Annotated in this window: 10 protein-coding genes; 3 read left to right on the top strand and 7 right to left on the bottom strand. The window is 51.9% G+C overall.

The window, feature by feature from the left end; translation table 11 throughout:
* Positions 1 to 184: 184 nt before the first annotated feature.
* The gene (locus IBT54_RS18775) at positions 185 to 613 is read right to left on the bottom strand and encodes an Rrf2 family transcriptional regulator (RefSeq protein WP_201252731.1); all 429 of its coding nucleotides are present in this window, start codon (positions 611 to 613) and stop codon (positions 185 to 187) included.
* A gap of 136 nt (positions 614 to 749) precedes the next feature.
* Between IBT54_RS18775 and IBT54_RS18770 the strand changes: the two genes are divergently transcribed.
* Complete coding sequence (locus IBT54_RS18770; RefSeq protein WP_201252730.1) at positions 750 to 1,637, top strand: NAD(P)/FAD-dependent oxidoreductase; 888 nt, start codon at positions 750 to 752, stop codon at positions 1,635 to 1,637.
* A 722-nt stretch (positions 1,638 to 2,359) separates the two neighbouring features.
* Positions 2,360 to 3,802: a sugar porter family MFS transporter gene (locus tag IBT54_RS18765; protein ID WP_201252729.1), complete on the top strand. Its 1,443-nt coding sequence runs from the start codon at positions 2,360 to 2,362 to the stop codon at positions 3,800 to 3,802.
* 73 nt (positions 3,803 to 3,875) lie between these two features.
* Here IBT54_RS18765 and IBT54_RS18760 read toward each other — a convergent pair whose 3' ends face one another.
* The 5 genes from IBT54_RS18760 to iolE are packed head-to-tail and all read right to left on the bottom strand — an operon-like array spanning position 3,876 to position 8,792.
* Complete coding sequence (locus IBT54_RS18760) at positions 3,876 to 4,805, bottom strand: sugar ABC transporter substrate-binding protein (RefSeq protein ID WP_201252728.1); 930 nt, start codon at positions 4,803 to 4,805, stop codon at positions 3,876 to 3,878.
* 58 nt (positions 4,806 to 4,863) lie between these two features.
* The gene (locus tag IBT54_RS18755) at positions 4,864 to 5,658 is read right to left on the bottom strand and encodes an SDR family oxidoreductase (RefSeq protein WP_201252727.1); all 795 of its coding nucleotides are present in this window, start codon (positions 5,656 to 5,658) and stop codon (positions 4,864 to 4,866) included.
* Positions 5,651 to 6,682: an inositol 2-dehydrogenase gene (gene iolG / locus IBT54_RS18750; RefSeq protein WP_201252726.1), complete on the bottom strand. Its 1,032-nt coding sequence runs from the start codon at positions 6,680 to 6,682 to the stop codon at positions 5,651 to 5,653. The genes IBT54_RS18755 and iolG overlap by 8 nt, the downstream gene beginning before the upstream one ends.
* Complete coding sequence (locus tag IBT54_RS18745; protein WP_201252725.1) at positions 6,679 to 7,860, bottom strand: Gfo/Idh/MocA family protein; 1,182 nt, start codon at positions 7,858 to 7,860, stop codon at positions 6,679 to 6,681. The genes iolG and IBT54_RS18745 overlap by 4 nt, the downstream gene beginning before the upstream one ends.
* Entirely contained in the window at positions 7,857 to 8,792 is a 936-nt protein-coding gene (gene iolE / locus IBT54_RS18740) for a myo-inosose-2 dehydratase (protein ID WP_201252724.1), read from the bottom strand. The genes IBT54_RS18745 and iolE overlap by 4 nt, the downstream gene beginning before the upstream one ends.
* A 124-nt stretch (positions 8,793 to 8,916) precedes the next feature.
* Between iolE and IBT54_RS18735 the strand changes: the two genes are divergently transcribed.
* Positions 8,917 to 9,957: a LacI family DNA-binding transcriptional regulator gene (locus IBT54_RS18735; protein WP_236263507.1), complete on the top strand. Its 1,041-nt coding sequence runs from the start codon at positions 8,917 to 8,919 to the stop codon at positions 9,955 to 9,957.
* 350 nt (positions 9,958 to 10,307) lie between these two features.
* Here IBT54_RS18735 and IBT54_RS18730 read toward each other — a convergent pair whose 3' ends face one another.
* On the bottom strand, positions 10,308 to 11,237 hold the full coding sequence (locus IBT54_RS18730; protein WP_201252722.1) for a LysR substrate-binding domain-containing protein: 930 nt from the start codon (positions 11,235 to 11,237) through the stop codon (positions 10,308 to 10,310).
* Between the last annotated feature and the right edge of the window lie 35 nt (positions 11,238 to 11,272).

Genomic DNA, 11,272 nt, shown 5'->3' with positions numbered 1-11,272 from the left:
CAGCAGTCAGCAGTCAGCAGTCAGCAGTCAGCAGTCAGCAGTCAGCAGTCAGATGCCATCGTCCCTGAATCACAGGTTTCAGGCAAAGGGGCAGGCACACAGACAAACAGGGAATCTTAAAAGTTTACGCCGAAGCGGGCATAGGCAGGCTGTCAGCTAGCTGAAACTCTCTCACGCAGAGGCATTAAAGAGTCAAATAGCGGCGTTCAAAATCGCTGGCTAATTCTGCCAGGGTGACGCTTTCGAGTCGTCTTAACAGCAGCGCCTGCGCCGCGTCGAACGCCTCGGTTAACGCTGCGTTCACCGCCTGCTCTACCAGGCATTCCGGGTGGTCGGTAGACAAGCCGATCGCGAACAGTGAAGAGGAGCCCAGCGCCTTATGAATGTCCAGCAAGGTGATATCCGCCAGCGGTTTCGCTAACGACCAGCCACCCCGATGGCCTTTTTCTGAACGCACATAGCCCTTTTCTTTTAGCAGGGCCATGGTGCGCCGCACCACCACTGGATTGGTGTTAAGCATCTCTGCGATGGTATCCGACGTGGCGGGCCGGTCATGCCGGGACATGTGGATCAATACGTGCAGCATGCGGGAGAGACGGGTGTCATTTCTCATGTCGATCGCTTCCTGAAGAACTAATGATGAGCATAACTCGAAACAGCATAAGTTACGATAATATTGACTCTTCATTATCAAGTAACTTATGTTGTATCGAAACCTATTCAGCCGTTATAGATGTCAGGAGAACAAGATGATTTATGACACGATTATTGTTGGCGGGAGCTACGCCGGTATTTCCGCAGGCCTGCAGCTAGCACGGGCGCGCCGGCAGATTTTGATCATAGATGCAGGGCAACGCCGTAATCGCTTTGCTGACCATTCGCACGGTTTTCTGGGACATGATGGATATCATCCTGGCGCGATAGCCAGCAAGGCGCGCGAGCAGCTGATGGCCTATCCCACGGTAGAGTGGATTACGAACACTGCAATCCATGCAAAGGCGGAAAAAATTGGATACAGGATCACTGCCGGGTCCGGGCAATCATTCACGGCGCGCCGCTTAATCCTGGCAACGGGAATTAAGGATGAACTGCCAGACCTCCCCGGGCTGTCAGCGCTGTGGGGAAAGAAGGTTTTTCACTGTCCCTATTGCCACGGGTATGAACTGAATGGCGGAATGACTGGCGTGCTGGCGACATCGCCGCTGGCTATTCATCAGACGTTAATGCTACCGGACTGGGGACCAACCACGCTGTTTCTCAATGAGGTATTCGAACCTGATGCCGCGCAACTCGCCCAGCTGGCCCGGCGTGGCGTGACGGTAGAAGCTGAGCCGGTTTCGTCTGTCGGGAAAGAACAGGCCGATATCACCCTCGCCAGCGGCCGTATAATTAGACTTGCCGGGCTGTTTATTCAGCCCCGGACACGCCTGAGTTCTCCTTTGGCCGCTCAGCTCGGATGTGAGCTGGAAGCCGGGCCGACTGGAGAGTTTATTAAGATTGATACGATGCGCGAAACCTCCGTCCCCGGAGTATACGCCTGCGGAGATGCAGCAGTTGCCGCAGGCAGCGTGGCCATTGCCGTTGGCGACGGCGCGCGCGCAGGCACCGCCGCTCATCAGTCTCTGATATTTCGCTGAAAATGAAGGCGGCTACTCTTTAAGCAGACAGGGATAGGACATCCCGATTTGATCCTTTCCCGGCGTCTGGCTCCACATAAGGAGATATTCAACGTCGATACCGGCTTTGCCGGTCAGCGAATTGAGGCTCAACGATCCGGTAACGCCAGGGAGCCGGAGGGGCCATCAGGATACAGATATCAATGTACGCTATGTGCTATAAACTGACATGTAAAAATTGACACATGTTTGCCAGTAAAGAACAGGATAATGATTTTCAAATTATAGCCAAAGACGGTATGACCTCTAGATCATGAATCAACAGAAAACCAATTTGATTTCTGAACATGACATTTTTCATGCTTAACCATCAAGAATAATAAAAAATTAGTCAAATTGAAGTAAAGGGAAAATCAATAAGACTCAATAGATCAAGAATGCGCATTAACCGAGCAACCCGATCTTAAATTAATTTTTAAACATAGTCATTAAAAAATTTGACGCTTTACCTTCAAAGTAAAAAACCTTACTAAAGATACTTATTACTCATTAACTTATTGATATTTTTGTTAAATAATTTCTGAATCCAGCTTTTTTCTGACCAAGCTCAAAAATATAAAAAATTAATCAAACCTCAGCTTAAAGAATGGTTATTCTATTTGATTACGAGATGAAGTTATTTATTTCAAAACTACACATACCCTCCAGACATGTTTTTATGAAACTTATTCACAGGTGATTCAATGAAAGCCAGAAGTAAGCATAACACGTCGTATATTTTACTCATTTGCGGAATTGCAGCACTCGGAGGAATACTTTTTGGTTATGATACGGCAGTCATATCAGGTGCCATTGAGCCGCTACAGAAACATTTTAACCTCAGCGCAGCGGAAACCGGCTGGGCCGTGTCAAACGTCGTTATTGGCTGCGTTGCTGGCGCGTTCAGTGCAGGTGTGATTGCAGGAAAATACGGGCGTAAAAAAGCCCTCATCCTGGCGGCTTTGCTGTTTACCGTTTCGGCCATCGGTACCGCCGTAGCGACAACATTTTCCCTGTTTGTTGTTTTCCGGCTTATCGGCGGCCTGGCAGTCGGACTGGCAGCGACTGTTTCCCCGATGTATATGTCTGAAGTAGCACCTAAAGATATGCGCGGCCGCGCGCTGAGTATGCAGCAGTTCGCCATTGTGTCGGGTCAGATTGTCATTTTTCTGGTGAATTATCTTATTGCAAGGGATGCTTCTGACGCCTGGCTGACAGAGACCGGCTGGCGCTGGATGTTTGGTTCTGGCGTGCTCCCCTGTACCCTGTTCTGCGCGCTGGTCTTTATTATTCCTGAATCGCCGCGCTGGAGCGTTATGGCCGGACGTGATGATGACGCGCTTGCCATGCTGACAAAAGTTTCCAACCCGCAGCACGCACAGAATGTTCTCGCTGAAATCAAGAGTTCACTCAGAAATGAGCAGGCGCAAAACAGCAGTAAAATCCGGTTCGGAAACAGCACAACGCGATTCATTCTTTTACTGGGCTGTACTCTGGCGGTAATGCAGCTGATTACCGGTGTTAACGTCATGATGTATTACGCGCCTGTTGTGCTCCAGACGGTGACCGGCAGTGCACAGGAAGCTCTGTTTCAGACCATCTGGATCGGTGTGTTCCAGCTTATCGGTGTCATTACCGGCGCAATGTTACTTGATCGTACAGGCCGTCTTCCGCTGATGCGCTTCGGCACACTCGGCGTTATTATCGGGCTTTTGCTTCTTTCTTATGCGCTATTCAGCGGGACAACCGGCTATATGGCTCTCTTCGGCATGCTGGTTTTTATGTTTTTTTATGCCCTTTCATGGGGTGTGGTCGGCTGGACGCTGGTGTCTGAAATTTTTCCTAACCGGATGCGTGCATCAGGTATGAGCATCGCTATTGGATGTCAGTGGGCGGCAAATTTTGTCGTTTCCCAGCTCTTTCCGATAATAAATGATAACGCATGGCTTTCAGCCACCTTTAACGGTGCTTTTCCAATGCTGTTTTTTGCTGTCTGCGCTGTATGGTGTTACTGGTTCATTGGCCGTTACGTCCCTGAAACGCGGGGCGTGGCGCTTGAATCAATGGAAGAAGTCATACTGGCCAGGCGCGAAGGCAACCCGGTGCCGGAAACAGCCTACAGAGAGCCGGAAATGCGCCAGGAATGACAAAGGATGTATGTGAAAAAATAAAAACGGACGCCAGGCGTCCGTGTTTGCTGTGTCAGGGGCTGCTTTTGCCTCAGCGGACATTACGTTTGGCAAAGTCCTGATAGTTGTCTTTGGTAATCATCTGATAGGGAATTAACACGTTTTGTTCTACTTTCTGCCCTTTAACCAGCGCGATAGCAGACTGCACGGCACCGTCACCCTGCCCTTTGGCATCCTGGAATATCGTAACGTTCAGCTCTCCCTGCTTAACAAACTGCAGCGCATCTGGAGTGCCGTCTATGCCGGCAACCAGAATATCTTTCTGACCTGCCTGCTTCAGTGCAAGGATGGCCCCGATCGCCATTTCGTCATTATTTGCTACTATTGCATTAATATCCTGACCAGAAAGAAGCCAGTTGGTTGTCACATCATTTGCTTCTTTACGAAAAAATAATGCTGTCTGCTTATCAAGAATTTTAATCCCGGGATGAGCAGCTGCCACTTCTTCCACGCCTTTAGTGCGCTCACGCGTATCTTCGCCGGACAGATTACCCATCAGAATCATAATGTTGCCTTTATTGTTCATCAGCTTCGCCATAGCTTCCATCTGCATTTTTCCGGCCAGTCTGGGGTCAGAGCCAACATAAGCCATACGCTCGGCAAGCGCTGCTTCCGGACGCCGGTTAACAAAGACCAGAGGAATTTTCGCGTTTTCAGCCAGCCTGATGATGGGTTTCATGGCCTGCGTATCGGTTGGCGTCACGATGATGGCATCGGCACCCTGACCAATAAAAGATTCAACCTGCTGCAACTGCTGGGCTGAATCACCTTTGGCATCTTCAAACTGGCCATTCACATCACCCAGCGCTTTCATTTTTTTTTGCATCGCCTGACGCAAAATAGTCTGAAAGTTATCGTCAAAGTGATCCATGCTCACACCAATTGTGATGTCGCGGGCGAGAACGCTGGCCGGTAACATGCACAACAGAGCGAGAGTGGTAAGATGTTTTGTCATTTTCATGTTCTGAACCTTTTATGATTGTGTAGGGTAAATCCGGGTACAGAATCGGGCTGCCGGTTTATTCCGGGTAGGCTCCGGCTACATTCTGGTCATAGTCGATCAGGGCGCCGGTCATTACGCCGGCTTCGTCACTGAGCAGATAGCTTGCCAGCGCCGCAAGCTGATGTGGCTTACAGAGTTGCCCCATCGGCTGTGTCGCTTCCGCACGCGCCAGCCAGCCGTCTGTGGCACCGTGATAGCGTCGCTGCGTGGCATCTTCTCCCGGCGTGTCCATCCAGCCCGGCAGAATGGCGTTACAGCGGATGCGGTCAAAGCGGTAGGCATTCGCCACGTTTTTAGTGAGTGTGGCCAGTGCCCCTTTTGACGCTGAATAGGGAGACAGGTAGGACTGCCCGCAGTGAGCACACTGAGAGAGAATATTGACAATCGACCCCTGCCCGCCCTGCGACAGTCGGTACTTAACAAAGCCCTGCATAAGAAAAAACGGCGCGCGGGCATTGGTATTGAACATGGCATCCCAGAGTTCTTCAGACGTGTCTGTTAATGTTCCACGCGCACCGAGTGCGGCTGCGTTCACGAGTGTGTTTACCGTGCAGAACTGTGAAACCGCCTGCTCCGTTAATGCCAGACAGGCAGCCACATCCTGTAAATCCAGAGAAATGAATTTTGCCGTCGCGCCCAGACTGCCCAGTTCATCGACCGCACGCGCACCTTTCTCCGTATCGCGCCCGGCCAGTAGCAGACGCGTGCAGCCCTCCATCACCAGCTGCCGGGCAATAGCAAAACCCACGCCCTGAGCACCACCTGTGACAATGGCAACGGTATTTTCATGTTTTTTTGCTGATTCACGCATCTTCAAACTCCTGATCGGGGCTGGTCAGATAAATAGTTTTTCCCTGCTTGAGGGACCAGGTTGCAGCTTCGGCCAGCCAGGCGGCCTTGAGGCCATCCAGCGCGTTTACCGGCATCTCTCTACCTTCGCGGGCGCAGTCCAGGAAAAGACGCATCTCTTCCGTATAACTCGGCCCGTAACGCTCCATAAAAAATTCCAGTATGGGAGCCTGACAGCCGGGAGCTGCGGCTGAATAGCGTGTAAAACCGGACTGACGTGGATTATCAGACATCACCATGCCGTCTGAGCCAAACGCTTCAATACGCTGATCGAAGCCAAAACTGCAGCGGCGGGAGTTGAGAATGGTAATAAGGGTGCCGTCTTCGGCTACCATTGTTACGCTTGCCGTGTCCACATCACCGAGACGGCCGATTTCAGGATCGATAATGGATGAACCGTGCGCGGTCACGCTGACAATTTCTTTTCCCACAATGCCGCGAGCCATATCAAAATCATGGATCATCATGTCGCGAAACAGGCCACCGGAACGTGGCACATACTCCAGCGGCGGCGGTGAAGGATCACGGCTGGTTATGGTGAGCTGCTCCAGACGGCCGATCTCTCCGGCATGGACCGCCTCACGTACAGAGGCATGCCCCCGGTCAAAACGGCGGTTAAATCCGAGAAAAACTTTTTTTGCCGCCTCCTCGCCAATAAGTGCAATGCAGCGCCGGGCCTCAGCAAGGCTGCTGGCAATGGGTTTTTCACACAGTACGGGTTTGCCGGCCTGCACAGCAGCCAGGATCAGTTCAACATGAGTATCGGATGAGGTGGCAATCACCACCGCGCCCACTTCCGGATGTGTCATGGCGGCTTCCGCCGTTGAGGCAACAGCCGCACCGGTTTGTGTGGCGAGCGCATCAGCGGCCTGGGTAACCGGGTCAAAAACCGTCACGATCCGTCCGCCAGCGGCTGCAATGGCCGCCGCGTGAACTTTCGCCATCCGTCCTGCCCCGAGTAAAGCAATGCCTGTCATTGTTTTCATACTTCCTGGCTCCTGATATCTACGCGCGTGCCGCTGGATGAAGAACGCACCATGGCGTCAATAATTTCCTGATTTTCCAGACCAAAACGGAAATCAGGGAAGCAGCCCGTCTCACCACTCAGGCCTTTTATCAGATCGTAAATTTCAATAACCTTTACATCGAAATAACCGAGGCCGCCGCCAGCAAAGTCAAAACCGAAGAAGCCCCCGAACTGTTCGACCTGTGAACCTGCATAGATCGTTTTGAAGCCGCGGTCGTGTTTTGCATCGCTGTAACGGGCAATTTTCAGTTCGTTAAATCGCTCGCCGTCCATCATGATGGTGCCTTCCGTGCCTGAGACTTCCCAGGCGATACCAAAGACTTTGCCGGCAGAAATACGGGATGATTCGATGACGCCACCCGCCCGATTTTCGAAAGTGACCAGCGACTGAAACTGATCGTCATTCTCAACCCCGATTCGGTCAGCCTTTTTGTCAGCACTTGCACCGTAACCGGAGCCAGCACCGGGAGCCGGGCGGGATTCAATAAAAATCTGCTCCTGACCCATGACGCTTTTTACCGGGCCCATCAGATACTGCGCGACGCTGACAACGTGTGAACCGAGGTCACCCAGTGAGCCGGAACCGGCCTGTTCGCGTGAGCATCGCCAGCTCCATGGCAGGTCAGGATCGTTGAAAAAGCCCTGATCAAACCAGCCGCGAAAGCGCGTTGGCGTGCCGATATCACCGCGATCAATCAGCTGCTTTGCCAGCTGTGCGGCAGGTGTTTTGATGTTGTTAAACGCCACCATGGTTTTTACCCCGGCGCGTTCGGCTTCCTGAACCAGCATCTGTGCATCTGACAGGGTAACGGTAAGCGGCTTTTCACAGTAAACGTGTTTCCCGGCGCGGATGGCGGCAAGCGCCATCTCCACATGCATGCTGTTAGGCGTAGTGATGTCCACTACATCAATATCCGGATTGTCAATCATGGCGCGCCAGTCCGCGGTGCCCTGATGAAAGCCAAAGCGACGTGCTGCTTCTGCCGCCAGTTCAGGGGTGGCGTCGGCCAGCGTGTGCAATACGGGCTCCATCGGCAGGTTACGGTAGAGCAGCCCGGCGCGCCGCCACGCATCAGCATGCGCCTGCCCCATAAAACCGGAGCCAATCAGGCCAACGTTAAGCTTTTTACGTGTCATACAGAGGCTTCCTTTTGCGCAATATTCAGAATGTTTGCTGAGACAAACTGCCGGGCACGGCTGACGGTTTCAGCCGGCAGCGCGACGGCGGGATCCTGCTCGGCTTCAACCACCAGCCAGCCGCAGTAACCTGCTGAAGCAATAAAATCTGCCAGCGGCGCATAGTCCGTCATGCCGTCACCCGGTACGGTGAACAGCCCGGCGCGAACGGCATTATTGAAGCTGATCCCTTCAGCACGTACCCGCTGAAGCATTTCAGCCCGGACATCTTTGAGATGGATGTGGCCGATACGGGAGCCAAACTCATTAAGAAGAACTGAATAGTCAAAGCCTGCTGCCGTGGCGTGGCCGGTATCCAGCAGTAATCCCACAGATGCTCCGCAGGACGTTATGAGTGAACGAACCTCATCAAGGGTTTCCGCGACCATCATCAGGTGATGGTGATAGGCGAGCCGCAGCCCGTATTCGCTGTAAAGCGCATCGGCAAAGCGGGTCAGACGATCGGCATAAGCCTTCATCTGTTCAGGTGGAAAAATTTTACGCGCGGAAAGGGGTACATCCAGTGCGTTTTCTGTCATCCAGCCGCATTCGCCGTACACCATAACTTTTGCGCCACAGTCACGTAACAGCGAAGCATGTGCATGAACTGCCTCAAGCTCCGCTTCAACGTCGCGCTCAGTCAGGAAGCCATCATGCCAGCCAGAAATCAGCTGCAGATGGTGCTTTCCAAGCAGTGCTTTTAGATCAGTGGCATTGCGCGGAAAAATACGGCTCAGCTCCACGCCGGTAAAGCCTGCTTTTGCGGCTTCTGAAAGACATTGCTCAGCGGTTGTTCCTTCACCGAGATCGTGTAATACCTCATTGATCCATGAAAGCGGACTAACGCCCAACTGAGGCGTTCCTCCTGTACGGTAAAATTCATTTCCAATCATTTCCTGCTCCATAAGTAGTATGAAAACAGGAAAAAAATAAATGATGCTATTTTGTTAATCTAACGGTAATTTGACGTTAAAACGTCACTTTATGAATGGTTCCCTTCAACAGGAAAATACCGTGATGAAGAACAAAAAAACAACGCTCGATCAGATAGCTGAAGCTGCCGGAGTAAGTCTGAGCACAGTTGATCGGGTCATGAACCGGCGTGGTAGCGTCTCGCCGGCAAAGGAAGCGAAAGTTCTGGAATGGGCCAGCCGGCTGAACGTTGATCGTGTTCTTTACCGGGGGTATATGCGTGTCTTACGCATTGCTGTGCTGATGCAGTCACCCAAAAATCCGTTTTATAAAGGCCTGCGCAACGCCTTTGCGGAAACAGGAGCAGCAATGTCAGAAATGCGTATTAACTGTTTTGTACATTATCTGAATCTGGCGAATATCAGGGCAACGGTAAAGCAGCTCCATGAGATTGCTGATTCTTACGATGCCCTGATCGTGGTGTGCCCTGATGACCCCGATTTGTCCGATGCATTGCGGCAGATTTCGGGCAAAAAACCGGTTGTGACGCTGGTAACAGACATTCCGGCAAGTGGACGTCTTACTTATGTCGGTCCAGATAACCGGCAGATGGGCCGTGCAGCCGGAGAGCTGATGGGCCGTTTTACCGGGCCGGAAGGCGGGGACATACTGATTGTGCTGGGTATGCAGAATATGACCGGACATGAAGAGCGTGAAATGGGATTCCGGTCCGTCATCCGGGAACATTTTTCGCACTGCCATATCAGCGCATCACTTGAAAGCGGAGAAGACCAGGCGCGTGCAGGCGAAGTCGTCAGACGAGCCCTGCAGGAAAACAAGAATGTTCGCGGTATTTATAATGTTTCGGCTGGAAATTCCAATATTGCACAGACCATCATGGCTATGGGGCTTGAAAAACATGTTGTTTTAATCACCCATGAACTGACACCCGAAAGGAGACGCATGCTGAGGGACGGCATTATTGACGCCATCATTGACCAAAACCCACAAGAGGAAGCCAGGAGAGCCCTGGAAGTACTGGCCAGGCACTTCAATCGCATTCAGGATGCCGTGCCTTATGGCAGCCATACACCCTTCAATATTTATATCCGGGAGAACTGCCCTAAAGAAATCGATATGTTATGAGCTTAAAAAAGCTTTCAGAAGGATAAGGCCCGCTATATGCCAACAGCAGACGTTGCTAATACATTACTATGATTATTTTTAGGGAGCAGTTCATATGCATTACGAAGCTCAACCCTGTAGATACATTGAAAAACCTAAATGTATTACGAGCAACCAGGGTTGATCTCTTTTTCTGGTTTGTCTCTCGTACCCAGCCCTCTGTTCACATCTGGATGATAATTCAACCCGCCGGGAAGTAATACTAAAGCAGGCTTCACATAGATCAGCCTACAATAAAACAGCGTCGCTTCGTCTGCGGCACCTGAGATATATCGTTTTAACCACGACCTGCCGTATAAAACTCCGCGCAATTATGGCTGAGGCCTTATCGTTTTCTGCATGTGTGTGCGGATGGTTCGCATGTCCCAATCCAGCTGGATACGCAGCGCGCGCATAAATTCCCTGGCATTTTCTGACAATGGCTTGCCAGGCCGGAATATCATCAGTCCGGCAAAATTAATCGCGCTGCTGAAAGGTCGGATCACTAGATCGGTGTCCATAAAGTCATAGGCCACAATCGGATTCACGAGGCCAACACCGAGCCCCAGGCGCGCCATTTCGCAGATGGTCAGTGAATAAGGTGTTTCAACCCGGACCTGTAGCGAAAGTCCATGGTGTTCCATCAACCGATTGAGCTGCTGCTGACTGCTGTCCTCCGGGCTGAGCGCCAGAAACTCTGTGCGGGCAAGATCGCCTGGATGGATAATGTCCCTGCCCGCCAAAGGATGATGCTTCGCCATCACCACGACCCCCTCTGCCTGAAGGAAGGGGGAATGTTCCAGACCGCCGGGCGGGATTTCATCAGCCATCAGGCCAAAATCAACCTGCCCCGCCATCACCTGCTGATAGACCTCTCGTGAACTGAGCACCTTGAGCGAGATCTGGATGTTTCTCTTTTCCACATCAAAGCTGGCGATGGCACGGGGCAAAAAAAGATTTCCGACCGCCGGATAGGCGGCCACGGTCAGTCTGCCGAGCCCCAGCTCACTTAACGAGCGCAGGCGATGGGCGATAGCCTCCATGCCGGTAAAGTGCTGATCAACATCGACCATCAGCGCCGTCGCTTCCTGAGTGGGCAGCAGTCGTCCCCGCATGCGCGCAAATAATTTAAGTCCGGCATTTTCCTCCAGCTTACGGATCGCCTGACTCACTGCAGGCTGAGAGATATCGAGTTTCTCAGCGGCACGGCTAGTGCTGCCCGTCAGCATCACCGCACGGAAGATTTCAATTTCACGATACATGGCAACCTATAACCTGTGCTTATAAGGTAAATAAA

Source organism: Pantoea sp. S62 (assembly GCF_016658625.1).
In the GTDB taxonomy this organism is placed as follows: Bacteria; Pseudomonadota; Gammaproteobacteria; order Enterobacterales; family Enterobacteriaceae; genus Pantoea; species Pantoea vagans.
The sequence above is the reverse complement of the archived record's forward strand: the minus strand, read 5'-3'. Positions and strand labels throughout refer to the sequence as shown.